The organism is Chryseobacterium endophyticum, assembly GCF_056333165.1.
In genome coordinates this window covers 664,477-690,528 of sequence record NZ_JBWGXE010000002.1, presented here as the reverse complement: position 1 = coordinate 690,528, position 26,052 = coordinate 664,477, and the positions used below count along the sequence as shown (strand labels likewise).

The window sequence follows — 26,052 nt, the reverse complement described above, 5'->3', positions numbered from 1 at the left end:
TGGGAATGAATTCTGAAAAAGAAAATTTCCAGGAGAAAAATTATATAAAAAAATCTTTTATTTACAGATTTTCACAATTCGTGGGCTTTCTTTTGGGAGCTCGCTTTTTTGTTGCGGCACTTCTTACTTTTGCCCTTTATGTATCAACATTTTTCCTCTTTAATCAGGATGAAAGTTTCAGGAAATTTGTATTTGATTTCAAAGTTCACGGAATCATCTTTTGTACCGTGCTTACCATTTTAGCCGGAGGAATCATCAATCAGTTTTATGATTTTGAAAAGGATCATGTGGTAAAACCGTTCAGAACGAGAATTCAAAGCTTCATCAAGCAGAAATATTTTCTTTACGTTTACCTTTTTTTAGGGATCGTTTCTTTAAGTGTTGCATGGATGATTTCACACAAAGTATTTCTTTTTTTTATTGTATATCAGTTTTTTATGTGGTTTTACAGCCATAAACTGAGCCGGATTTTAATTCTGAATAATCTCACCTTTGTAAGCCTTACTTTATATCCGTTCTTCGGAATGATGGTGTATTATGAAACATTCTCAAAAAAAGTTTTATTGATGGCCGTTTTCCTGTTTTTGATTCTGTTATGCATTGATATTGTGAAGGATACTTTAACAAAAAGCGTAGATAAAGCTTTTGGATATACTACGGTTCCGAATTATTTCAGCACAAAAACCACAAACTGGATTATTATTTCTTTAATGTTCATTACAATGGTTGTTTCCATGAAGCTCATTCTGCGTACCGGTATTTCAGGATTTATGGCTTACTATTTTGCAGCGGGGCTGTTTGTTTTCATTCTCTGCATTTATCTCATTATGAATCACTCCAGGAGAAATAAATTCCTTACCATCAATATCCTGAGATCATGGGTTTTTACCGGAATCATTTCCATGTTGCTGAGTGGTCTGGAAGGTAAATTGTAGAAAAATTTCTTTAAAAAACCTTTCGTTATCCTTACCTTTGCACAACTATCAAACTATATAAATAATGCCCATTTTTAACGATACTAAAATCGCATTTGCAGACAAATCTGATGCACAGTTAAGAAAAGCGTATTGGATGTTCAAAATGATTGAGCAGCCTTCACTCACAAAAGTCGGAACTTCAGTCCTCAATTTTACCGTTCATAATAATTTTCCATTCGTTACCGGAATTGTAAAAAATACCTTATTTGAGCAGTTTTGCGGAGGTGAAACCCGCGAAGAAAGTATGAAAGTTGTGAAGCAGCTGTTCAAAAGAGGCGTGGGAAGCATTTTCGATTACTCTATAGAAGGGAAAGAAGATGAGGAAACATTTGATGCCGTTTGCAGGGAGATTAAAGATATCGTAAGATTTTCTGTCGGCAATCCGGCCATTCCTTTTATTGTGTTCAAACCTACGGCTTTTGGAAGAATAGATCTTTACGAAGCTGTTGGCAACCATCATGAGCTGACTACAAGCCAGAAAGAAGAATGGGAAAGAGTCGTTAAAAGATTTGATGAAGTTTGCAGATTATGCCATGAAAATGACAAAAAAGTAATGGTAGATGCAGAAGAAACCTGGATGCAGGATGCGGCCGATCAGCTTTGCGAAGAAATGATGGAAAAGTATAATCGGGAAAAGCCTATTGTATGGAATACCATCCAGATGTACCGCACCGGAAGATTGGAATATATGGAAGAGCAACTGCAGAGGGCAAGAGAAAAAAACTATTTCATTGGTTATAAGATCGTTCGTGGGGCTTACATGGAAAAAGAGCGAGCCAGAGCCGCAGAAAAAGGGTATCCGGACCCTATACAGCCAACTAAGGACGCATCGGATAAAAATTACAATGCAGGAATCGATTTTGTCATGAATCATCTGGACAAAGTTTCAGCTTTTTTTGGAACACACAACGAGATTTCTTCTGAGCTTGTCATGGACAAAATGAAGACTAAAAGCCTTGAAAACGGGAATCCTCATGTCTATTTCGGACAATTGTATGGAATGAGTGATAATATTACATTCTATCTGTCAGACAAAGGATACAATGTGGCAAAATACCTTCCTTATGGCCCGGTAAAAGATGTTGTGCCTTATCTTACAAGAAGAGCGCAGGAAAATACTTCCGTTGCCGGACAGACCGGGAGAGAACTTGGACTCATTAAAAAAGAACTGGAAAGAAGAAAAAAAAACAGATAATTCTCTAAAATAATAAAACAAGCCTTGCATTTCGTGCAAGGTTTTTTTTATTGAAATTTCCAAACTACCTTTTAAGGCTCAAAACTTTCAAATTTTCCGTTTTCATAGAAGATGACAATCCGTTTTATAGCAATTCCTTGATTTATAGTAGATTGCGGTGTGGGCGGAATGTTGAAGCTTTCTAATCGCTGAGAATCGGCTATTTTATCTTTTGCTGTACTTTGGGACGGTATAGACGATTCTCCGGGACCCATTTTCGGCAGCTCCGTTTGATCTTCATCAGCTCCGAAATCCTCATCATCATTCATCATCGTAAAAAGATCAGGAAGAGAAACAGGTTTAGCTTTTTCCTCTTCATTTATTTCCTGAGTCTTTTCTGAATTTTCTGTGATTTCCGGCAGATCAGATTTCAGCATCTCACCTTCACCGGTGACCAGCCAATCCCAAAGGATTTCAGGAAAGCGTGATTTTATTTTGATAATAAATTCCAAGGAGGGTTTATTTCTTCCGGAGGTCACGTGAGAGATAGAAGAGCGCTGCACATCAATCTCATCAGCAAACTCAGAAGGAGTCAATCCGGAATAATCGATAACTTTTGAAATTCTCTCATTTAAACTCATAAAATATAGCTCTCTAATTGTTTTACAAATGTAAAAATATAATTTACAATTGCAAAATATAAATGTAAATAAAAAGAAAACTTTTCACGATACAAATGTAAACAATTAATAAGCTTATTTTCAGTATATTACATATTTACTGATATAATGCAAGAATTATTATTTAACAAATTTTCCACAGAATTTAACATTTAACCTTAATCTTCAAGTAATACATGAAGTAAATGAATTAATGATTAAATGACTATTAAATAAGTGTCATTTATACGTATTCATGCATGATAGCGCACTTTTGACAATGAAAGTGGAGCAGGAATCCGTAAATGTCTTAAACTGTGCTAAAAATCATCGATTTATGCTAAATTACAAATCTTAGCTATCCGTAGAATACCATCAATAGGAAGATGTATTGTTAAACTTCATTTTTAAAACAAAAAAATCAGTTAAAACATTATAATATAAGTTACATTTTTAAAGTCTGCTAAAATTTCCAAAAAAATCGGAGTTTAAACATCTAAATTATTAACAATTTACATTTGTATATGATATTAATTTTAAAACTTTCCACACTCATACTTGTTTAATGGAATTACGAGCAAATGTTGAAAAGTAACCTTTATTGCTATTAAAGTAGAATTCAAATTTATATTTAATTAAAATCTATAAGTATTTGAATTTAAATAAAATAAATAGTAACCATTAAATTTTTATTAATCCACAATTTTATCCACAGACATTTTGGCAATTCACATTGTTTAAACTAGTTACAAATGTGAATCAATTCACTTTGCAAAAAAATCCTTAAATTTGACTCTTGTAAATTATTACACAATGACTTTTGAACAGATCTATCAGCAGAATCCCAACTTCCCAAACCGCTATATTTCTCCTGAAAAATTATTTTCTTATCTTAAAACGAATCTCAGCGATTACATTCAACAGATCGGAACCTCTCATCTGGAGAAGCCCGTTTATAAATTATCGATAGGAAGCGGAGAAATTCATGTGCTTGCCTGGTCACAGATGCACGGGAACGAATCGAATGCAACGCATGCGATGCTCGATCTGCTCATAAGCCTCGATCAGGCTCCCGAATTAAAAGAAGAACTCTTCAGCAAAGTAAAACTCGACTTTATCTTTATGCTGAATCCGGACGGTTCTGAAAAATGGACACGAATGAATGCTTCTGAAATTGACCTCAACAGAGATTTTCATCATGAGGCAAGTAAAGAGATCATTATCCTTAAAGAAGCAGTAGCACTAAAAAAATATGACTATGCCCTAAATCTCCATGAACAGCGGACGATTTTTACCACAGACGGCATTCATCCGGCTACACTTTCGTTTTTGGCACCGTCTGAAAATGTGGAACGAACCATTACGGAAAACAGGAAAAAATGCATGGCCGTTATTGCCGATGTTTATACTCACTTAAAAGAACTCATTCCCAATCATATTGGAAGGTATTCCGATGAATTTTACCCGGCTTCCACCGGAGATAACTTTATCAGAGCCGGGATGCCGACCATACTGTTTGAAGGCGGACATTTCGAGAATGATTACCTCAGGAAAGAAACGAGGAAGTACTACACCATTGCATTATATTATGCACTCAAAGCGATGGCTGCACTTGATTCTGGGACCGAGAACTGGGAAACCTACCTTGAGATTCCGGAAAATAAGGAAACCCATTACGATATTATTTACCGGAATGTAAAACTGAACACCGATCACGAATGTATTTTAGATATCGCCGTTCAGTACCGCGAAACAAAAGAAGACGGAAAGGACGAGATTTCTTTTATCCCGTTTGTTATGGAAGTAGGCGATGTGAAGAAACGTAAAGGATGGCAGGAAATAGACTGTACCGGAAAAAAGTTTGTTTCCCCTACCAGGTATCCCAAACTCGATACGGAAATAAATTTCACAATAGAAGACTAAAAAAAACGGATCCATGGTGGTCCGCTTTTGTATTTACGATAAAGCCGTTAAAGGTTTTCTGTTTGGTGAAGAAAGTTTAGTTCACCACTTTAATGCCGTTGGCTACGAATCTGATCTCTTCTTTAGGCGTTGTAATCGCATCGATTTCAGACTGAGGTTTCTTAGCATCTTCTGCATAATGTTTCTGTTCGTCTACGGACGTTACTTTTCTTTCCGCAGTACCTTCCAGCACTACATTCTTACCTTTCAGAGCAGTGGGAACGAAGAATGCATAATCTTTCATCTTTACGAAAAACTGAGAATTATCTTCTGTCTGAATGGTCAGCCAACATCCTTTTTTATCGCATACATCCGTTACCTTTCCTTTTACGGCAACATGCTCTACTTTTTTATTGTCTTTTTTAAGCTTTTTGCTCAATTTATCTACCGATATGGCTTTAGATTCTGCATTGGAAGCAATACTTCCTCCATAAGTATCGCCTACAACAGCGTTTCCTGCCGGCGGACCGAATTTTTTTGATTCCTGTGCAAAAGCGATGGTGGAAACACCCAAAGCTGCTGCGAATAATAATGATTTGAATTTCATTTTTAATATTTTTTCCAAAAGTACTAATAAATTCCGAATGATAACAGGGCTGAAGATTTAATAAAAAGCAGGTCTTTTTCGTGACCTTAGCGTTAAAACCAAGGCGCACCAATTTTTAACGCAATGCTCGCAAGGAAATAGCCAATCATCCTGCATAATTCGTTCGCAAGGGCGTTTCACTCAGCAAATGATAGCAACGTTTTAGAGGTACAGGATTTTCTGAGTAGAACGCTTAGATTTCGAAGAATACGCCGGCAGGTATTCAATCAATCTTTTGTGACCTTAGCGTTAAAAACCAACAGGCATCCAATTTTAAAGCAAAAATCCTTAAGCCATCGTTTATAATTCTTTCGCAAAGCATTTCTTTTATCAACGGTTACAAGGCTACCACACTGCTATCATTTGCTGAGTGATTAGTTTATGCTGAGCCTGTCGAAGTACCCTTGCGCTCAAAAAATATGCAGCCTATTATTCAAAAGCCCCTTGCGAACCTAGCGTTAAAAACCAACAGGCATCCAATTTTAACGCAACGCTCGCAAGGAAATTAGGCAATCATCCTGCATAGTTCGTTCGCAAGGGTGTTTAACTTCATAAAGACTTCATGACTACCACAGCGCTATCATTTGCTGAGTGATTAGTTTATGCTGAGCCTGTCGAAGTACCCTTGCGCTCAAAAAATATGTAGCCTATTATTCAAAAGCCTCTTGCGAACCTAGCGTTAAAAACCACCAGGCTCCCAATTTTAACGCAACGTTCGCAAGGAAATTAGGCAATCATCCTACATAGTTCGTTCGCAAGGGTGTTTAACTTCATAAAGACTTCATGACTACCACACTGCTATCATTTGCTGAGTGATTAGTTTATGCTGAGCCTGTCGAAGTACCCTTGCGCTCAAAAATATGTAGCCTATTATTCAAAAGCCTCTTGCGAACCTAGCGTTAAAAACCACCAGGCTCCCAACTTTAAACGCAACGTTCGCAAGGAAATTAGGCAATCATCCTGCATAATTCGTCCGCAAGGGTGTTTAACTTCATAAAGACTTCATGACTACCACAGCGCTATCATTTGCTGAGTGATTAGTTTATGCTGAGCCTGTCGAAGTACCTTTGCGCTCAAAAAATATGCAGCCTATTATTCAAAAGCCCCTTGCGAATCTAGCGTTAAAAACCAACAGGCATCCAATTTTAACGCAACGCTCGCAAGGAAATAGCCAATCATCCTGCATAATTCTTTCGCAAAGCATTTCTTTTATCAACGGTTACAAGGCTATGCACTGCTATCATTTGCTGAGTGATTAGTTTATGCTGAGCCTGTCGAAGTACCTTTGCGCTCAAAAAATATGTAGCCTATTATTCAAAAGTCTCTTGCGAACCTAGCGTTAAAACCAACAGGCATCCAATTTTAACGCAAACTAATCCCATAATTATTTATATTTGAAGCCTATACTTCACTATGCAGAAAAAACTAAAACTTTGGGACGCCATTATGCTGGTAATGGGTTCAATGATCGGAAGCGGAATCTTCATCGTCAGCGCAGATATGATGCGTAACCTGGGGTCAGGTTTCTGGCTTATTGTCGTTTGGGTCATTACGGGAATCATGACGGTAGCGGCCGCAATAAGCTATGGCGAGCTTTCAGCTTTATTTCCTAAAGCGGGCGGCCAGTACACGTATTTAAAAGAAATCTTTGGCAGAAAAATGGGCTTCCTCTACGGCTGGGGACTGTTTACCGTCATCCAGACCGGAACGATTGCGGCCGTGGCGATGGCTTTCGGGAAATTTACCGCTTACCTGGTTCCGGCACTCAACGATGCGGCACCTATTTTCCAGAGTGGTGAATTTAAAATAACCTGGATCCAGATGCTTGCCATTGCCATCATCCTCCTGCTGACCTACATCAATACAAGAGGCGTTGAAAGCGGAAAGCTGCTGCAGAATATCTTTACGGGATCAAAAATTATTGCCCTCCTAGGGCTGATTGCCGCAGGGTTTATTCTCGTGGATATTTCTCATCTGGCAGAAAACTTCAGCCTGGGATACGAATCTTTTAACAACCTTAAGACCGACCGGTTCGGTAATTTCCTGAAAGAGGGTTGGGAACCTATTGGCGGAATGACCCTTCTCGGAGGAATTGCAGCCGCTATGGTCGGTTCGGTGTTCAGCTCCGTAGCCTGGGAAAGCGTAACCTTTGTATCGGGTGAAATTGAAAACCCAAAGAAAAACGTCGTTAAATCCATGATCTACGGAACAACCGCCGTGATGATCCTTTATATTGCTGTCAATTATGTTTATCTGAATGCAATCGACAGAGACTCCATTGCCTTTGCCGGAAATGACAGGGTAGCGGTGGCCGCTTCACACTTTATTTTCGGAAGTGCCGGAACGGTTATCATCGCCATTCTCGTGATGGTTTCCACTTTCGGATGTAATAACGGATTGATTCTCGCCGGGGCAAGGGTTTTTCAGACCATGGCCAAAGATGGGATGTTCTTCAGGCAGGCCGAAAAAAACAATACCAATCAGGTCCCCGAAAATGCCCTCTGGATGCAGGGGATCTGGGCTTCGCTGTTATGCCTTAGCGGTCAGTACGGCAACCTTCTGGATATGATCTCGTTTGTGATCGTATTATTTTACATGATTACCGTTTTCGGAGTGATCTACCTTAGATGGAAGCAGCCTGCACTCGAGAGACCGTATAAAACATGGCTGTACCCCGTAACACCGGTTGTTTATCTGGTGATCGGGACTGTTTTCTGTATTTTATTGCTCATCTACAAACAGCAGTACACGTGGCCGGGATTCGTTTTAGTTTTGCTGGGGCTCCCGGTTTACTATTTTATCAACAGGAAAAATCCGCAGCACTAATCCCTTGTAGGATGCAGGGTATGAAGTCATTTAACAGATAGGAATTCTTTCATCAAGCCACTGTTTAGCAACAAGTTTTCCAAACCTAAGCAGGAGCTGACAAAAACCTGCGCAGGAGTTGAGGAAAACCTAAGCAGGAGTTAACGAAAACCTGCGCAGGAGTTGGTGAATTCCTGCGCAGGTTTTTAGCAGACCATAAGCGGGGGTTTAAGAAGAGGAAGGCGAAACTCAGGATTTATCCTCCGGCCACACTATTTTTTTCAGGAGCTTAATCTTGCTTTCCGCTGTATCTTTTGGGTGGCCGCCACCGCTCCTTACCCGCCGCCACCCAAAAGGATGCCGCTGCAATCAAGGCTAGGGTATTCGTCTGCATCATTGCCAGTCAGCATCTAAGAAATAGACTACTCCATTAAAATCGATATAAGCAGATTCGCTAATACTTATTATCTATAAGGGGTACACCTTATATTTTTTGTTTATAAGTAATTATGCTTATATTTGCAGAATGATAGCGGTCATTACCGGAGACATTATAAATTCACAACACGCGGAAACGGAAGTTTGGATCACCAGACTTAAAAATCTTCTCGAAAACTGGGGAAGCGCTCCCCACACATGGGAAATCTACAGGGGAGATGAGTTTCAGTTTAAATGCAATATCGATGATGTATTCTGGCGTTTTTTAGCCATCAAATCATTAATCAAAAGCCAGGAAAATCTGGATGTAAGAATAGCCATAGGCATCGGTGAAGAAAACTTCTCCTCCGATAAGATCACAGAATCCAACGGAACGGCCTACGTTCATTCCGGAAGACTGCTCAACGATCTTAAAAATGACGGACATACCGTATCGATCAAAACTTCCAACGGCTCTGTAGACAGGGATCTCAACATTTTACTGAAGTGGTCTTCAAAAGATTTCGACAACTGGACGGTAGCCACCGCCGAAATCATCCACGAAATGATCATGAATAAAGAGATCACCCAGGAAGACCTGGCCCGGAAGTTTGCCATCTCACAGTCTTCGGTAAGCCAGAGACTGAAGCGCGCCAACTACGAACTCATTGTGGAAACCAACCAGTATTTCAGAAAGAAAATTTCAGAACTCTAAGCATGATTTTTATTAAACTCATATTGGCACATCTACTCGGAGATTTTATTCTTCAGCCGGATTCATGGGTTGCAGACAAGGAAAGCAAAAAGCTGAAAAGCATCTATCTGTACATTCATGTGCTGATTCATACGGCTTTAAGCCTGGTCTTCCTGTGGGATATTCAGCTTTGGTGGGTGGCGGCACTCGTAGGCATTTCGCACTTTATCATCGATGCTGCCAAGCTGAGCTTTCAGACCATACAGAACAAGAAAAGCTGGTTTTTTATTGATCAGGCCTTACATCTCCTGGTCATCGCAGGAATCTCCTTTTATTACCGTGAGTTCAGCTTTGATTTTCTGAAAGATCAACACATTTTAAAACTATTGGGAGCAGCTTTGTTCTTGACAACGCCTGCTTCTTTAATCATAAGGATATTACTCTCATCATGGACACCCACTCCTGAAACGTCCGGCACCATTCAGACCGAATCGCTGGCAGATGCAGGAAAGTATATAGGAATTCTGGAACGTCTTCTGGTATTTACTTTCATCGTGGTGGACCATTGGGAGGGCGTAGGTTTTATGGTCGCCGCAAAATCGGTATTCAGATTCAGCGATCTTGCGCAGGCCAGGCAGAGGAAGCTCACGGAATATGTACTCATCGGTACCCTCCTCAGCTTCGGGATGGCCGTTTTAACGGGAATTGTAATCAAATAAATATAAATCTAATAAAGACAATTTAGAAATGGAAAAGAAAGAAATGTTGTACGAAGGTAAAGCAAAACAGGTATTTGCTACCGATAATCCTGATCAGGTAATCGTGCGTTTCAAAGACGATGCTACTGCATTTAATGCTCAGAAAAGAGGATCTGTAGATCTTAAAGGAGAAATGAACAACGCGATCACGACTCTCATTTTTGAATATTTAAATGAAAAAGGGATCAAGACTCATTTCATTAAACAATTGAACGAAAGAGAGCAGCTGGTAAGAAAAGTATCCATCATTCCTTTGGAAATGGTTGTAAGAAACTATTCCGCAGGAAGCATGGCTCAGAGATTAGGCGTGGAAGAAGGCATCAAATCTCCGGTGACGATCTTCGATATCTGCTATAAGAAAGATGAGTTGGGAGATCCGCTTATCAACGATCACCACGCAGTTTTCTTAGGAGCAGCAACCTATGAGGAACTGGATGAAATGTATGAGCTGACTTCAGACATCAACGAAATCCTGATCGATCTTTTCGACAAAATGAACATCATCCTTGTTGATTTCAAAATCGAATTGGGAAAAACTTCGGACGGCGAGATCATCCTTGCAGACGAAATCTCTCCGGATACATGCAGACTTTGGGACAAAGACACCATGAAGAAGCTTGACAAAGACAGATTCAGAAGAGATCTTGGCGAAGTTACCGAAGCTTATGTTGAGATCTATAACAGATTGAAAACTGTACTTAATAAGTAAGATTTCAGATGTTAGACATCAGATGCTAGATTTGGCTCTGAAATGATTTGTTATTTAACAAAATTATAATTGAAGTTAACTTAGACTAATTTCTTACATCTAATATCTAACTTCTAATTTAGAAAAAATAGAAATGAAAAGTTTAGACATTCATAAAAGTGAATATTTAAAACAGTTTGAAACCGAGACCTACGGAAGGAATCTTTTCAGAACGCAGGAAGAAGAAAGACTGGATGCCCCGAATGAAGAATGCGGGATCTTCGGAATGTACTCTGACAATGATCTTGATACGTTTTCACTTTCACAGTTCGGGCTTTTTGCATTACAGCACAGAGGCCAGGAGGCATGTGGTATTTCTGTTTTAAAAGACGGGAAGATCACCAACATGAAAGATGAAGGTCTGGTTCTGGACGTTTATAAAGAGATCCCGGATCCTGAAACTTTTATGGGAAATTCTGCCATAGGGCATACCCGTTATACCACGGCAGGAGACAAGAAAAAGTATAACTTCCAGCCGTTCTTTGCCAAGAATGAGTATGACCAGATCATCCTTTCCATTGCACACAACGGGAATCTTACCAATGCCAAAGAGCTGAAAGCTGAGCTGGAAGCTGAAGGCGTGGTCTTCAGGGCAACCTCCGATTCGGAGGTGATCTTAAGACTGATCCAGAAGAATCTTGACCTTGGACTTCGCGGAGCCATCAAAATGACCATGGAAAAGATCGAGGGGGCTTATTCCGTGGTAGGAATGACGAGAAATAAATTCTTTGCCTTCAGGGATTTTAATGGAATCAGGCCTTTGGTTCTGGGAGCGATAGATGAGAAATCATACGTGGTTGCTTCAGAGTCCGTAGCTTTAGATGCCGTAGGGGCACAGTATGTTCGTGATATTCTGCCTGGGGAGATCGTTTATACCAACGAAAACGAGCCGGGAAGACTTCATTCTTATATGGCAGATGAGCAGAAAGGAAAACAGAGAATCTGTTCATTCGAATATATTTACTTTGCCAGACCCGACTCTTCACTGGAGAATATCAACGTTTACGAGATCAGAGAAAAATCAGGAGAGAAGATCTGGCATCAGGCGCCGGTAGAGGCAGACGTTGTGATCGGCGTTCCCGATTCGGGCGTTCCTGCTGCAATTGGCTTTGCCAAAGCTTCGGGAATACCTTTCCGTCCTGTATTAATTAAAAACAGATACATCGGAAGAAGTTTTATCGTTCCTACCCAGGAAATGAGAGAGAGGGTAGTAAACCTAAAGCTGAACCCGATTATTTCAGAGATTAAAGATAAAAGAGTAGTGATCATCGACGATTCTATCGTTCGTGGGACGACTTCCAAGAGACTTGTGAAGATCTTAAAAGATGCCGGTGTGAAGGAAATACACTTCAGAAGTGTTTCTCCGCCAATCATCGCTCCATGTTACCTTGGGATCGATACGCCTTCAAAAGATGATCTTATCTCTGCGAATATGACGACGACAGAACTCAGAGATTACCTGGGTGTAGACTCCCTCGAATTTTTGAGTGTTGAAAATTTAAAAGAGATTTTAGGTTCTGCCAACCATTGCTTCGGATGTTTTACGGAAGAATATCCTGTAGGAAAAGGGGAAGAAGTAGAATTATTTAATTAAGATTTTTTTAAATTCAGATAAAGCAAAAGGTCAGGTTTCTAATGAAATCTGACCTTTTCTTATTGAAATCAAAATTGTTTAATTCCTAGAATTTAAATGCTAAACCAACTTGGAAAGTGTTGTTTCTGATAGCATCAGATCCGCTTGGTCTGTTTTTAGCGATATCGGTAAGACCTGCAACATATCTTGCTGTAATACCGAAATTATCTGTGAAGTAGTATCCTGCTCCTAAACCAAGACCAAAGTTGAAGGTATTCATGTTATCCTTGTCGATATCTTCTGAGTAGCTTGATGTTGCACTAGAGCTTCCTGAAGAGTTTGTTGTAGTAACCGTTCTGTCTCCTTTGTTTTTGGCACTTACGTTGAACCCGAATTCAGGACCTGCTTCTACGTAGAAGTTTGGTACAAAATTATACTGGAACATTACCGGTACTGTAATATAATCTAAGTGTGTAGAAGAAGAGTTTACGGTTCTTGTAGTCGTACCAAGTATAGTAGACTCGTTTACACTCTCGATTTTAGCACCATACTGAGAATACATAACCTCCGGCTGGATGCTGAATGAAGTTGCTAACGGAATGTTGGCAAAAACACCAGCGTTAAATCCGATCTTTGATTTTTGGTCTTCAAGGCCGGCATCTTTAGAAAGAGATGCTACGTTCATTCCTGCTTTCACACCAAATCTGATTGGGCTTGTTGAAGAACCTGTTGTAGTCTGAGCAAATGCTAACGAACCAGCTGTAAGAGCCATTCCTAAGATTAACTTTTTCATAACTTTAATTTTTAATAATTTACTTTTTCTAATTTTAAATTTTACTACTGTCAAACTAATTTGACGGGGAGTATCTTTCAAATTGCTTGCCAAAAAAATAAATCATGATAAAAGTCAGCCTCCATTAACTTTTTTATGGAATTTAAACTATTCGTAAATGACTGAATAATAATATTTTAATTTTAAATAAAATCCGCTTTTTTAGAAATAATCTAAATTCAAATTTTAGTAAATAGTGACTTATTACGCGTGAAATTTAGGGTTAAAACAGCTTATGCATCATTCAGTTTTCTGTAATATTCTATGGATGAAGCGATCTTTTTTGTACTGCATTGGTAATCAAATGTACAAGACCCGATTCCTGAAATCAGGGAGAAATTAATCTTGCTGTCGGTATTCTTTTTATCATTGATCAAAAGATCGAAAATGTCTTCATCTTTAAAATCACTGATATCGAGGTAAGGATAATACTTCTGAATATTTTCAATAATGATACTGCAGTCTTCTTCGCTGATCAGTCCTTCTGAAAAAGATAAATGGGTTTCGGTAATCATTCCCATAGCCACAGCTTCTCCGTGAAGAATAGGGTTTCCCTGGTTCAGGCATAAACTCTCAATAGCGTGTCCGATCGTATGGCCGAAATTCAGCGTTTTACGAATATTCTTTTCCTGAAAATCCTGCTGCACGACATTTTGCTTGATTTCCATGGAAGTGTTGATGTGAGGAATCACGGATTCAAAATCAAGTTTGGAAATATGAATAAGATTTTCCCAATGTTTTTGATCTGCAATTAATCCATGTTTCAGCATTTCTGCAAAGCCGCTTCTCAGTTCTTTATAAGGAAGTGTTTCCAGGAATTTAGGATATACGAAGATCTTTTCCGGAAAGGTGAATGTTCCCACCATATTTTTGTAGTGCATCAGATCGATGCCTGTCTTTCCGCCAATGGAGGCGTCGCACATCGATAAAAGCGTTGTCGGAATATTGATGAACTGAATCCCTCTTTTATAAGTGGAAGCCACAAATCCGCCCATATCCGTGATGACACCACCGCCGAGATTAATAACCAGAGCTTTACGGTCTGCCTTCATTTCTGTAAGAATTTCCCAAAGCTGATTGGCTGTCTGAATATTTTTCATTTCCTCACCCGGTTCGATTTCCAGAATTTCAAACGAAAGATCAGTTTCCAGGTTTCCTAAAAGAACCGGAAGACAATATTCATGCGTATTTTCATCCACCAGAATGAAAATCCTGCTGAAGGACTTTGTCTGTAAAAAATCGTTTAGCTGTGAAAAATTATCATTTAATGTTGTTATCATTTTAGATTTTCTGTTGTATTAATCATGAGACGTATTGCAAAGTTATGATTCTTAATTTTTAACTCGTTATTAAATATACTATCTTTGCAGAAATTTTTAGAATGAGCAGAGATAATAATAATTCAGAACGACCAAAGAGACCAAGAATTTCAAACAAGAAAAATTCTGATAATTCTCGTGCTTCCAGATCTGGAAATTCTTCAGAATCAAAACCTTTTAAAAAATCTTTTCCTAAAGCAGGAGAAAGAAATTCAGAATCGAGAAGAAGCGGTGACACCAGTTACCAGGCTCGAATGGATAAGAAATTTGGAAAAACTGAGCAGGAACCTTTTATAACCAGTGCAGGAGAAGCAAAGAAATCTTTTGGGAAATCTGCACCGAAAAGAGGAGGAAGCAGACCCAATAATTTCGATACCAGAGATAAATACGAAAGAGGCAGCCTGAAATACGGAAAGAGACCGGGAACCGAAAACCGGGAAGATAAAAACAAATCTTTTGTACAGAAAAGAAGATTGAGCAAAATTGAGAAAGACGTACATAAAGACACAATCCGTCTGAATAAGTATATCGCCAATTCAGGGATCTGCAGCCGAAGAGAAGCCGATGATCTTATTATACAGGGACTTGTTGAGGTAAACGGAAAAGTAGTGACCGAAATGGGATACCAGGTTCAGAAAACCGATAAAGTGGTATTCGACGGACAAAGTATCACTCCTGAGAAGCCGGTATATGTTCTTTTAAATAAGCCAAAAGGTTATATTTCTACCACTAAAGACGATAAAGCAAGAAAAACAGTAATGGATCTTGTGGCAAACGCCTCACCTTACCGTTTATTTCCTGTAGGAAGGCTGGATCGTTCCACAACAGGCGTTATTCTTTTAACAAATGACGGGCACATGACCAAAAAGCTTACGCATCCGTCTTTTGATGCGAAGAAGATTTATCATGTAACATTAGATAAAAAGCTTACCCATGAAGATATGAAGCTTATAGCCGAAGGTATCCGTCTGGATGAAGGCGTAGCGGTAGTAGACCAGATTTCTTTTATTGAAGGAAAACCTAAAAATGAAGTCGGAATAGAGATCCACATAGGGTGGAACCGTGTGATCAGAAGGATTTTCCAGAGATTAGGATATGAAGTGGAAGCGCTTGACCGGGTGATGTTTGCCGGGCTTACCAAGAAAAATATCAAGAGAGGACACTGGAGAATCCTTACAGAATTGGAAGTAAACAATCTTAAAATGCTTTAATTGAAGTATTTATAAATAAAGAAGGCGCAGGATGAGCGTCTTTTTTTATGCCCGGATTTTAGCTTTAAATTCTGCTTGTTCAATTTAATTTCAGCTTTAATCCTAAAATGTATTTAATTTAATTTTTTATCTTCAAAACTGTACTTTTTCCCATCATTATCGTCAGAAATCAAGGTTAAAATTCTATGCAATTCCGTATCTTTGGGAAAAATTTTACAACAATGATCGAGTGGAAAACCGCCAAAGAATACGAAGATATTACGTATAAAAAATCCAATGGTGTCGCAAGAATAGCTTTCAACAGACCTGAAGTCCGTAATGCTTTCAGGCCGAAAACAACTTCAGAATTGTACGATGCTTTTTATGATGCTTATGAAGATCCTTCTATAGGGGTTGTCCTGCTGTCCGGTGAAGGACCGAGTCCTAAAGACGGAGGCTGGGCTTTCTGCAGCGGAGGCGATCAAAAAGCAAGGGGACACCAGGGATATGTGGGAGAAGATGGAAGACACCGTCTGAATATTCTGGAAGTTCAGCGTCTCATCCGCTTTATGCCGAAGGTTGTGATTGCCGTGGTTCCGGGATGGGCTGTCGGTGGAGGACACTCGCTTCATGTCGTTTGTGATTTAACTTTAGCCAGTGAAGAACATGCTATCTTTAAACAGACCGATGCCGATGTAACAAGCTTCGATGGCGGTTACGGTTCCGCATATCTTGCCAAAATGGTAGGGCAGAAGAAAGCCCGTGAGATTTTCTTTTTAGGAAGAAATTATTCCGCTCAGGAAGCTTTCGAAATGGGAATGGTCAATAAAGTAGTTCCTCACGCAGAGCTTGAAGATACCGCTTACGAATGGGCGCAGGAAATTTTAGCCAAATCTCCGACTTCGATCAGAATGCTGAAATTTGCCATGAACCTTACGGATGACGGAATGGTTGGCCAGCAGGTATTTGCAGGAGAAGCGACCCGCCTTGCGTACATGACAGAAGAGGCCAAAGAAGGACGGAATGCTTTTCTTGAAAAAAGAAAACCAAATTTCGGGGAAGATCAATGGATATCGTAAAAATATAAATGATCATTGATAGATGATGATTGATTATCATTTATCAGTTATCGCTTATCAATTATAAATTATGACTGATTGGATAAAAGCCGCAAGGCTTAGAACATTACCGCTTTCTTTAAGTGGAATTATCATGGGCGCTTTCATTGCCAAATGGCGACTGTATGGCGAGGGCAGAACATGGGACTGGAAAATTTTTGCACTGGCACTTTTAGTGACCTTGTTGTATCAGGTTTTATCAAACTATGCAAATGATTACGGGGACGGGGTAAAAGGTACCGACGCCAAAAGAGCGACGGAAGCCGAAGCAAGGGCAGTGGCTTCAGGAAAGATCACGGCAAAACAGATGAAAAATGCAGTGATTCTGCTTTCGGTTTTATCTTTTGCAGCAACGGTCGCTTTACTGTATGTGGCTTTCATTCCGGATTATATGAATGAATTTTACATTTTTATAGGCCTGGGTGTTGCGAGTATCCTGGCGGCCATCGGCTACACGGTTGGAAAAAAGCCGTATGGTTATATGGGATTGGGAGATATTTTCGTCTTCGTTTTCTTCGGATTGGTTTCTGTCTGCGGAAGTTATTTCTTATTTACAAAATCATTCAGCTGGGATATGCTTTTGCCGGGAACAGCGGTAGGAATGATGAGTATGGCGGTTTTAAACCTTAATAACATGAGGGATATCGAAAGTGATAAATTATCCGGGAAAAACAGTTTTGCGCTGAGAATCGGGTTTAAAAATGCGATGATCTACGAGATGATTCTGTTACAGCTTCCTTTACTTCTCATGTTGATGTTTTTAGCCGTGAACGGGTTCTTTCAGACTCAGAATTACTATGTTTTCATCGTTATGGTTCTGATGCTTCCGTTAATGAAAATCAGAAGACAGATCATGGCGGTTAAAAATCCGAGAGAGCTCGATCCGTTTTTAAAACAGGTGGGGATCATGACTTTCATGATGGCTGTGCTTACCGCTCTGGGACTTAATTTTTTTCATTAAAAGAAAATTGCTTTAGCATTATTGTGCTGAACCTGCCTATATACTCTATTAAACATTCAAAATAAATTAAAATGAAAATACAATATTTAGGACAAAACTGTTTTTTGTTCACCTATAAAGACAAAACGATTTTATCGGATCCTTTTTACAATTACAAAAAAGCGGAATCAGGATTCGATATTTCTGCTCAGAAAATCGATTATATCCTGTTGACCCATGCACACGGAGACCATATCGCCGATGTAGAGGAGGTTTTACAGCATCACCCTGAAGCAACTATTATTGCGGTCCCTGAAATCTGTGGCTATTTTAAAAGCGCTAAAAATAAGGACGATGTTAATTTAGGAGGATCGGCAAAAATCGATGATCTGAAAATTTCTATGGTTCCGGCTCACCACACCAGCTCATTTCCGGACGGAAGCTATGGCGGTGTTCCGGTAGGCTATATTTTCAGGCTTCCTGAAGGTAAAAACCTTTATATGGCAGGCGATACCGGCGTAATGGCAGATATGGAGCTATTCCCGAGATTGTACGGCAAACTGGATCTTTCTATCCTTCCGGTTGGCAGCCACTACACGATGTGTGCAAGAAAAGCATCTTTTGCCGCAGCAGAATTGTTGAAAACGCCTAAAGTAATCGGGTGTCATTTCGATACTTTTCCTGCGATTGAGATCAATCATGAAAGTGCCATGAAGCATTTTGCAGATAAAAATGTAGAACTTGTTTTACCTAAACTGGGCGAGGAGTTCGAATTTTAAATAAATATTGAAAGGTAATTTGAAGATCAGAATGAAAATGCTGAATGATTTAAAAACAAAAAAAGATAATTTTCAAATTACCTCTCTTCAACTTAAACCAAAAAAAAATGGCAAGCTACCTAAATCACACCGCTACGACCGATTACCTTTGCTGCGTTCCCACCCTGGAGGATTCTCAGGAGCTGGTTGTTTAGGACTTGCCGTTGCAAAGATAGGAATATTTTATAAAATTAAAAGTGTTATTAAAGAAAATTAGTTGAAAAAAAGCTCTGGCAGTGCTAAATTGCTGACATTAAGAGCAATAATTTTTAAGAAATTTTCTAAAAATTTAGATATGACAAAAAGCCCTTCCACATTAGGAATTTTATTATTTGGAGCTACGATGATCGTTTTTTTCGTAGTGTATTACTTCTTTTCAGGAGTTGAATATTTTGATATTTCATTGAAAGCCAATGCTTTCATATTGCCCATTATTTATGCCGGAGCAGCTTTTTGGTCAGTAAAAACATATTGGAGCAGCCACAAAGTGGTAAGTTTCAAAGAAGCTTTCAACAGAGCTTTTGTTCCTATGTTTATCGGTGGAGTTTTATCCATTTTAAGTATTTATGCATTTCTGAATTTTGTCGATACCGATGCTAAAAAGCTGTTAAATTACCAGTATGTAACAAGACAGAAATCTGAGCTGGACAAAGAATATACTTCTGCCAGAAAAATTTTAAAGCATCAGAAAGATATCGATGAGCTCGACCAGAAATACAAGGAAAGGATTCAAAGCTTTACCCCTGAAGCCGTTAAAGGAAAAGATATGCTTACGGCAAGTCATTTTTCGGGATATTTTGCTGCGATACTTATATTTTACGTAGTTTTGTCGTTGTTTTTCGGAGCGTTTTTCAGAACGAAAACCATCTACCAGGAAACAGAAATCAAAGAATAATTTTTTATCAGAATTAAATGAATTTATCTATAGTTATTCCGTTATTAAACGAAGAAGCGTCTCTGGAAGAGCTTTTTTCCCGGATTGATAATGTATGTAAAACCAATGGTTTGTCATACGAAATCTGGTTTGTAGATGACGGAAGTACAGACTTGTCATGGAGCATTATTGAAAACATGAAAGTTCAGCACCCGCAGATCCATGCCATTAAATTTTCTAAAAATTACGGAAAATCCCAGGCGCTTCACGCTGCGTTTGAAAGAACCAACGGTGACGTCATTATTACCATGGATGCCGATCTTCAGGACTTTCCGGAAGAAATACCGGAATTATATTCCATGGTGGTGAATGAAAACTACGATATCGTTTCCGGCTGGAAAAAGAAGCGTTTTGACAACGTGATGACGAAAAATGTGCCGTCAAAACTCTTCAATGCTGCGGCAAGAAAAGTTTCAGGAGTATACCTTCATGATTTCAACTGCGGACTGAAAGCATACAAAAAGCAGGTGGTAAAAACCATCGACGTGTATGGAGATATGCACCGTTATATTCCGGTATTGGCTGCCAATGCAGGTTTCAGAAGAATTACGGAAAAAGAAGTTCAGCATCAGGCAAGACCGTACGGAACTTCAAAATTCGGGACCGAAAGATTTATCAGAGGTTTTCTGGATTTGGTAACTCTTTGGTTTGTAAGTCGTTTCGGCGGCAGACCGATGCACTTTTTCGGTGCGGTTGGAACTTTGATGTTTATTGTCGGATTTCTTTCGGCACTTTGGTTAGGGGTTTCAAAACTGATTGATGTTGCAAGAGGAATTTACGGACATTTAATTACCGATAATCCATGGTTTTATATTGCTTTGACGATGATGCTTATGGGAACGTTGCTTTTCGTGGCAGGGTTTTTAGGAGAAATGATCATCAGAACCAATAGAGAACATAAAAACTATAATATTGACGAGGTGATTTAAAAATGAATAAAAAGAGTTGTTTGAACTGTGGTCATTCAGTTTCCGATGAGTTTTGCCCTCATTGCGGACAGAAAACCGACACAGCAAGAATAACTCCACATTCTTTGATCAGAAATGATATTCTGGGATCAGTCTGGCATTTTGAAGCCAAATTTTTCTACACTTTAAAAAATATTTTATTCAGACCTGGAAATACGGCCATGAATTATATTTCAGGAAAAAGAATCAGGTACAACAATTTTATCCCATTGTTACTGGTTCTTTTCAGTTTTAATGTATTGGGACTGCATTATTATGAAAAATTTGCTTCTCCTGAAACGTTAGCCGAAGATTCTGGAGTGAAGGATTTTCTTTCAAAATATTCCAAGGCGATTTTATTCGTGATCATTCCGATGCTGGCTGCTAATGGTTACTTTATTTTCAGGAGAATAAAATTAAATATTGCCGAGCATTTTATCATTGGAACTGTAAGCCTTTTAGGAATTTTAATCTTATTTTTGCTGGATGATATGGTAAGTCTGATCGGCTTGTGGAAACCTGTTTCAAAGGTTTTTTTCGTCATTGACAAAATCATATTCGGACTTTCTGTTCTTTTCCCGGCAGTGACCTATTGGAATGCCTTTAAAAGCTCCTATACAAAACTGGGCATAGCCTGGCGAGTAGTAGTCCTTTATATTTTAATGGGAATTGAAAGTTCGGTTATAGGTTTAGTCTTGTATGAAATATTTTAAATTAAATATGAAGAATATATTTTACACATTCATTTTAGTAGCGGTAGTTTCCTGTGGCAAGGTTTCTCCAAAAGGAAATATAGAAACAAAAGATGTTGATGTTGAGGAGTTTGTAAATCTTGATCTCGAAGGAAAATTCCGGGTTTTTTATGCAAGAGGAGCGAAAAATTTTGTGGAAATTGAAACTTATCCCAATGTAGCTGGTAATCTTGATGTTGACGTAAAGGATAAAACCTTAACGATCAAAGAAAAGCGTGGAACTAAGGGTGTGGATTTTTATAATATAACCATTTACTCAAAGTATAATCTGGAGAAAGTTGCTATTTCGGATTCGGTAGAAATGAATATCTCCAGTGAAATTAAGACCGATAATTTTAGGCTGAATTTAAAGAATTTTGCTACATTTATGGGTTCGGTAAATACAAGAAGAGCAGAAGTAGAAATGCTGAACCGCAGCAGGGCCAACTTTTTAGGACAAACCAAATATGCGGTGATCAAAATCTCCGATACAGCCAGTCTGATCGCTCCTTACTGGAAAATCGAAAACCTGAATATTGATTCCAAAAACGGGAATTATGCAGAAGTAAATGTGAAAGATTCTTTAAAAGGACATATTCAGAACACGGCGAAATTTATATATTACAATGATCCGATCCGGGCTTTTAAAATAGATAAAGACGCAAGGGTGGAGAATAAGAAGCTGGAGTAGATGCTGGATAATGATGGATGATGGAAGTTTGTTATTACTCCGATCATGTAAGTTGTTTTAAGCACTATTCGAATACAAACATGTGATAAAAATTCTAAGTTTAAGAAGCTTAGAAAACAAAAAAAAATAATAAATAGGCTGAAGTATGAACTTGAAGCTGGAATACTTCTTACTTCCATCTTCTAACTTCCGGCCCAAAAACACACGAAATACAGATATGACAACATTAGAAAAAGCAAAACTTTGGTTACACGAATCATTTGATGAGGAAACGAGAAATGCTGTACAATTATTAATTGAAGGCAACTCACCGGATCTTGAAGACTCTTTTTACAGAGAGCTGGAATTCGGAACAGGAGGAATGAGAGGAATTATGGGGGTTGGAACCAATCGTTTAAATAAATATACGTTAGGGCAAGCTACACAGGGACTTGCGAATTATATGTTAAAGCAATTTCCCAATGAAGAAATTAAAGTGGCGATTGCTTATGATGTAAGAAATAATTCAAAAGAATTCGGAAAACTGGTTGCGGATGTTTTGACGGCAAACGGAATTAAAGTATTGCTTTTCAAAGATCACAGGCCGACTCCGGAATTGTCATTCACCGTAAGAGATAAAAAATGTCACGGAGGAATTGTTTTGACAGCTTCCCACAACCCACCGGAATACAACGGATATAAGGTGTATTGGAACGACGGTGCACAAATTGTTCCGCCACATGATGAAGCCATTATCGCAGAAGTTCTTTCGGTAAAATTTGAAGAAATTAAATTCAACGGAAATGATGATCTCATCGAATGGATCGGGGAAGAGCAGGATGATGTCTACATCGATGCCTGCATTGAAAATTCTACCTATCAGAACGTTGGAAAAGAAAATTTAAATATCGTTTTCACATCCATTCACGGGACAACATACACTACGGTTCCGAAAGCCCTGGAAAAAGCAGGTTTCAAAAAAATTGATCTTGTGAAGGAACAGATGATCCCGAGCGGAAACTTTCCGACCGTAGATTCTCCGAACCCTGAAGAACCTGCAGCGTTGGAAATGGCTCTGGATTTGGCTAAAATTACCAATGCAGACATCGTGATCGGTACAGATCCGGATGGCGACCGACTGGGCATTGCAGTAAGAAATCTTGATGGTGAAATTCAGTTATTAAATGGAAATCAGTGTAATACAATCTTAACGTATTACATTCTAAACGAATGGAGAAAGCAGAATCGAATTACCGGAAAAGAATTCATCGGCTCAACGATTGTTACTTCAGATATTTTCTTTGACATTGCCCAAAAATTCGGGGTTCAGTGTAAAGTTGGATTGACAGGTTTCAAATGGATCGGAAAAATGATCCGTGACGTGGAAGGAAAAGAAAAGTTTATCTGTGGTGGTGAGGAAAGCTTTGGCTTTATGACCGGGGATTTTGTGAGGGATAAAGATTCTTGCGGAAGTATCGTTCTTGCGTGTGAAATTGCGGCCTGGTGCAAAGCCAACGGAAAAACCATGTATCAATACCTTATCGAAATTTACCAGGAAACCGGAATGTACTATGAAGGACTTGTAAACCTCGTAAGAAAGGGGAGAGACGGCGCAGAAGAAATCCAGAATATGATGAAAAACTTCCGTGAAAATCCTCCGAAAGAACTGGCAGGTTCGCCTGTGGAAGAAGTGAAAGACTTTAAGGAACAGACGAATTTCATCATTTCAAAAAATGAAAAACAGGTGATGAACGATATTCCGAAATCGAATGTGTTGATTTATTACACTCAGGATGGAACAAAAGTCTGCGTAAGACCTTCCGGAACCGAGCCGAAGATCAAATTTTATATTTCCGTGAAAGATTCGGTGGCTTCTGAAGCGGATTTCAGGGACAAATTAAAATCGCTGGAAGCAAAAATCCAGGAAGTAAGAAAAGACTTGAAATTAGATTAATTTTCAGAATTATTCATGATACAAAAAAGTTTAGCAGCTTTTATTCTTTTGGTTTCTATTTTTTCATGTAAAAAAGAGACATTAAAAGTTTCTGAAAAGAAAATAAAAAATGATACGGTTTCGAAAGCAGAAATTAAAAAAGAATTATTGAAACCCGTTGATACGGTATGCCTGACTTCACATACAACGGAAGATTATATTAAGGCTGTTAATTGGTATGAAAATAAAACAGTAAAGGAAGCTGCGCTTAATTCGCAGGAACACAATAATAAATTATATGAAGATTATATCAAAATTCGTGAAAAATATATTCTTTGTTTAAGTGAAAACTTAATGAAGATTTTGATAGATTATGTTAATTATTATGATCCTGAAACCAACAGCTACAAGTTTCCGGAAAATGTGAGAAAACTGAGAGCTCAGCTTAAAACAGGAGATCTTGAGTTCAGGGAAGTAGGAGAAGGCTATACGGAGATCTGGTCTGTACCCCACCATTATTTTTCAATATTTAAAAATAAGGTTACACCGGATTATAACAGCTATATCCAACAGCTGGCCAAAGAAAGCAGGGATATTTACAGTGCCGATGCAGGAATAGTGATTTCCTGGAAGGAGCTGGGTGACCGGACGGTTTTCTGGGAAAATTTTATAAAAAAATATCATCAAAGTCCCTTAATTCCGCGAGTGAAGAAAATATATGATAATTATCTGACCGATTATCTATTTGGTATGGATAACACACCAACCTATGAGCATGCAGATGGCAAATTGTATGATGAAAACAGGAAAGAATTCAATAGAATCATCAGGACATATCCGGATTCTTATGTGGCTGAAAAAGCAAAAGCATTAATGAATATGCTTGATGCAAAAGTTCCTGATGAAGAGATTCGTAAAAGAATAGCTATTGAAGAAAAATAGTAAATAAATTTAAATAAAAATAAAGTGAAAGTTTCAAAATTAGCGGCGAACCTGATTGGTTCTGAAATTGTAAAAATTGGTAATGAAGTAAACGATTTAAAGGCAAAAGGAGCGGAGATTGCCAACCTTACGATTGGTGATCTTAATTCTAATATTTATCCTATCCCTGCAAAGCTGAAGGAGGAGATTCAGAAAGCGTATCAGAATAATCTGACAAATTATCCGCCTGCTAACGGACTTTTATCTTTAAGAAAAGAAGTTTCCAAAGACCTTAAATCGAGATGGAACCTGGATTATTCTCCAAACGACATTCTTATTACCGCAGGTTCCAGGCCTTTGATTTATGCAGTGTATAAAACAATCGTTGACGAAGGTGATAAAGTGGTGTACCCGATTCCTTCCTGGAATAATAACCACTATGCATACCTTACTTCTGCAAATGCGGTAGAGGTAAAAACAACTCCTGAAAACAATTTCCTTCCTACAGCTGATGATCTGAGACCACATTTGGAAAGGACCGTTTTATTGGCTCTTTGTTCGCCATTAAATCCAACAGGAACAATGTTCACCAAAGAACAGCTTTCAGAGATCTGCGAACTGGTTTTAGCGGAGAACAAAAAAAGAGGTGAAGATGAGAAGCCATTATATTTAATGTATGATCAGATTTATTCTAACCTTACTTTTGGAGCTGAACACGTAGATCCGGTGTCTCTTTTCCCTGAAATGAAGGAGTATACGGTATACATCGATGGGATTTCCAAGTGCCTTGCGGCGACCGGAGTTCGTGTAGGCTGGGGATTTGGCCCGGCTCATATTATGGATAAAATGAAAGCCCTTCTAACCCACGTTGGAGCATGGGCACCAAAACCGGAGCAGGAAGCCACCGCAAAGTATTATGAAAATCCTGAAGAGGTTAATGCTTTTGTTGAAGATTTCAAAGGAAAATTAGAAGCCAGCTTAAAAGTTCTCCATGCAGGAATCCAGGATCTTAAAGGAAAAGGCCTTGCCGTAGACAGCATCGAGCCGATGGGAGCCCTTTATCTTACCATCAAATTAGATTATATCGGGAAAACAAAACCCGACGGAATGGTAATCGGAAACTCTTCTGATCTGGTATTTTACCTGATTAATGATGCCGGAGTTGCTTTAGTTCCTTTCTCTGCTTTTGGAGAAGAAAAATCCGAGCCTTGGTTCAGAGCCTCTGTAGGTGGTTTGGCCATCGACGAAATTGAAGTGATGATGCCGAAGCTGGAAAATGCTTTGAACGCTTTAAAATAATATTATAATATACCCATTTAGCAGTTTAGCAGTTTACCAATTGCTAC

23 protein-coding genes and 1 other RNA gene are annotated in these 26,052 nt (G+C 38.8%); 19 read left to right on the top strand and 5 right to left on the bottom strand.

What is annotated here, in order from left to right:
- Nucleotides 1-5 precede the first annotated feature (5 nt).
- Nucleotides 6-935: a UbiA family prenyltransferase gene (locus AC0N32_RS07560; RefSeq protein WP_476393245.1), complete on the top strand. Its 930-nt coding sequence runs from the start codon at nt 6-8 to the stop codon at nt 933-935.
- 64 nt (nt 936-999) lie between these two features.
- Nucleotides 1,000-2,172, top strand: a complete 1,173-nt coding sequence (locus tag AC0N32_RS07555) for a proline dehydrogenase family protein (protein ID WP_476393244.1) — start codon at nt 1,000-1,002, stop codon at nt 2,170-2,172.
- 71 nt (nt 2,173-2,243) lie between these two features.
- Here the strand turns inward: AC0N32_RS07555 and AC0N32_RS07550 are convergent, their stop codons facing one another.
- The gene (locus AC0N32_RS07550; RefSeq protein WP_476393243.1) at nt 2,244-2,792 is read right to left on the bottom strand and encodes a helix-turn-helix domain-containing protein; all 549 of its coding nucleotides are present in this window, start codon (nt 2,790-2,792) and stop codon (nt 2,244-2,246) included.
- An 831-nt stretch (nt 2,793-3,623) separates the two neighbouring features.
- On the opposite strand from AC0N32_RS07550, the gene AC0N32_RS07545 reads away from it, so the two are divergent.
- A complete protein-coding gene (locus AC0N32_RS07545; protein WP_476393242.1) occupies nt 3,624-4,733 on the top strand; it encodes a M14 family zinc carboxypeptidase in 1,110 nt (369 codons plus the stop codon).
- Nucleotides 4,734-4,809: 76 nt separating this feature from the next.
- On the opposite strand, the gene AC0N32_RS07540 is transcribed toward AC0N32_RS07545, so the two are convergent.
- Nucleotides 4,810-5,319, bottom strand: a complete 510-nt coding sequence (locus tag AC0N32_RS07540; protein WP_476393241.1) for a DUF4920 domain-containing protein — start codon at nt 5,317-5,319, stop codon at nt 4,810-4,812.
- 1,452 nt (nt 5,320-6,771) lie between these two features.
- Here AC0N32_RS07540 and AC0N32_RS07535 point away from each other — a divergent pair.
- The 5 genes from AC0N32_RS07535 (at nt 6,772) to purF (ending at nt 12,374) form a co-directional block, all read left to right on the top strand.
- A complete protein-coding gene (locus AC0N32_RS07535; RefSeq protein WP_476393240.1) occupies nt 6,772-8,184 on the top strand; it encodes an APC family permease in 1,413 nt (470 codons plus the stop codon).
- A 505-nt stretch (nt 8,185-8,689) separates the two neighbouring features.
- Nucleotides 8,690-9,295 carry a SatD family protein gene (locus AC0N32_RS07530; protein WP_476393239.1) on the top strand — a complete coding sequence of 202 codons (606 nt, stop codon included), beginning with the start codon at nt 8,690-8,692 and terminating at the stop codon, nt 9,293-9,295.
- Nucleotides 9,296-9,297: 2 nt separating this feature from the next.
- Nucleotides 9,298-9,993: a DUF3307 domain-containing protein gene (locus AC0N32_RS07525; RefSeq protein ID WP_476393238.1), complete on the top strand. Its 696-nt coding sequence runs from the start codon at nt 9,298-9,300 to the stop codon at nt 9,991-9,993.
- Nucleotides 9,994-10,021: 28 nt separating this feature from the next.
- Nucleotides 10,022-10,741: a phosphoribosylaminoimidazolesuccinocarboxamide synthase gene (gene purC, locus AC0N32_RS07520; RefSeq protein WP_100375651.1), complete on the top strand. Its 720-nt coding sequence runs from the start codon at nt 10,022-10,024 to the stop codon at nt 10,739-10,741.
- Between the two features lie 133 nt (nt 10,742-10,874).
- Nucleotides 10,875-12,374 (top strand): amidophosphoribosyltransferase, encoded by a 1,500-nt coding sequence (gene purF / locus AC0N32_RS07515; RefSeq protein ID WP_476393237.1) that lies wholly within the window; start codon nt 10,875-10,877, stop codon nt 12,372-12,374.
- An 85-nt stretch (nt 12,375-12,459) separates the two neighbouring features.
- Here purF and AC0N32_RS07510 read toward each other — a convergent pair whose 3' ends face one another.
- Both AC0N32_RS07510 and aroB read right to left on the bottom strand, forming a co-directional pair.
- Nucleotides 12,460-13,146 carry a porin family protein gene (locus AC0N32_RS07510; protein WP_476393236.1) on the bottom strand — a complete coding sequence of 229 codons (687 nt, stop codon included), beginning with the start codon at nt 13,144-13,146 and terminating at the stop codon, nt 12,460-12,462.
- Between the two features lie 272 nt (nt 13,147-13,418).
- Nucleotides 13,419-14,465 carry a 3-dehydroquinate synthase gene (aroB, locus tag AC0N32_RS07505; RefSeq protein ID WP_476393235.1) on the bottom strand — a complete coding sequence of 349 codons (1,047 nt, stop codon included), beginning with the start codon at nt 14,463-14,465 and terminating at the stop codon, nt 13,419-13,421.
- A gap of 101 nt (nt 14,466-14,566) precedes the next feature.
- Between aroB and AC0N32_RS07500 the strand changes: the two genes are divergently transcribed.
- The 4 genes from AC0N32_RS07500 to AC0N32_RS07485 all read left to right on the top strand — a co-directional run bounded on the left by AC0N32_RS07500 (nt 14,567) and on the right by AC0N32_RS07485 (nt 18,531).
- Complete coding sequence (locus AC0N32_RS07500; protein ID WP_476393234.1) at nt 14,567-15,715, top strand: pseudouridine synthase; 1,149 nt, start codon at nt 14,567-14,569, stop codon at nt 15,713-15,715.
- A 221-nt stretch (nt 15,716-15,936) separates the two neighbouring features.
- The gene (locus AC0N32_RS07495; protein ID WP_072882452.1) at nt 15,937-16,773 is read left to right on the top strand and encodes a 1,4-dihydroxy-2-naphthoyl-CoA synthase; all 837 of its coding nucleotides are present in this window, start codon (nt 15,937-15,939) and stop codon (nt 16,771-16,773) included.
- Between the two features lie 70 nt (nt 16,774-16,843).
- Entirely contained in the window at nt 16,844-17,773 is a 930-nt protein-coding gene (gene menA, locus AC0N32_RS07490; protein ID WP_476393233.1) for a 1,4-dihydroxy-2-naphthoate octaprenyltransferase, read from the top strand.
- A gap of 71 nt (nt 17,774-17,844) precedes the next feature.
- Nucleotides 17,845-18,531, top strand: a complete 687-nt coding sequence (locus tag AC0N32_RS07485; RefSeq protein ID WP_476393232.1) for a metal-dependent hydrolase — start codon at nt 17,845-17,847, stop codon at nt 18,529-18,531.
- A gap of 105 nt (nt 18,532-18,636) precedes the next feature.
- Here AC0N32_RS07485 and ffs read toward each other — a convergent pair.
- An RNA gene (gene ffs / locus AC0N32_RS07480) (signal recognition particle sRNA small type) lies at nt 18,637-18,734 on the bottom strand.
- A 131-nt stretch (nt 18,735-18,865) separates the two neighbouring features.
- Between ffs and AC0N32_RS07475 the strand changes: the two genes are divergently transcribed.
- The 7 genes from AC0N32_RS07475 to AC0N32_RS07445 all read left to right on the top strand — a co-directional run bounded on the left by AC0N32_RS07475 (nt 18,866) and on the right by AC0N32_RS07445 (nt 26,005).
- Nucleotides 18,866-19,465, top strand: a complete 600-nt coding sequence (locus AC0N32_RS07475; protein WP_476393231.1) for a DUF4199 domain-containing protein — start codon at nt 18,866-18,868, stop codon at nt 19,463-19,465.
- A 17-nt stretch (nt 19,466-19,482) separates the two neighbouring features.
- Nucleotides 19,483-20,433, top strand: coding sequence for a glycosyltransferase family 2 protein (locus AC0N32_RS07470; protein WP_476393230.1), 951 nt, complete (start codon nt 19,483-19,485; stop codon nt 20,431-20,433).
- Between the two features lie 2 nt (nt 20,434-20,435).
- A complete protein-coding gene (locus tag AC0N32_RS07465; protein ID WP_476393229.1) occupies nt 20,436-21,164 on the top strand; it encodes a DUF3667 domain-containing protein in 729 nt (242 codons plus the stop codon).
- 7 nt (nt 21,165-21,171) lie between these two features.
- A complete protein-coding gene (locus AC0N32_RS07460) occupies nt 21,172-21,873 on the top strand; it encodes a GIN domain-containing protein (protein ID WP_476393228.1) in 702 nt (233 codons plus the stop codon).
- Nucleotides 21,874-22,090: 217 nt separating this feature from the next.
- The gene (locus AC0N32_RS07455) at nt 22,091-23,806 is read left to right on the top strand and encodes a phospho-sugar mutase (protein WP_476393227.1); all 1,716 of its coding nucleotides are present in this window, start codon (nt 22,091-22,093) and stop codon (nt 23,804-23,806) included.
- 15 nt (nt 23,807-23,821) lie between these two features.
- Nucleotides 23,822-24,727: a hypothetical protein gene (locus tag AC0N32_RS07450; protein ID WP_476393226.1), complete on the top strand. Its 906-nt coding sequence runs from the start codon at nt 23,822-23,824 to the stop codon at nt 24,725-24,727.
- 24 nt (nt 24,728-24,751) lie between these two features.
- Nucleotides 24,752-26,005 (top strand): pyridoxal phosphate-dependent aminotransferase, encoded by a 1,254-nt coding sequence (locus AC0N32_RS07445; protein WP_476393225.1) that lies wholly within the window; start codon nt 24,752-24,754, stop codon nt 26,003-26,005.
- The last annotated feature ends 47 nt before the right edge of the window (nt 26,006-26,052 follow it).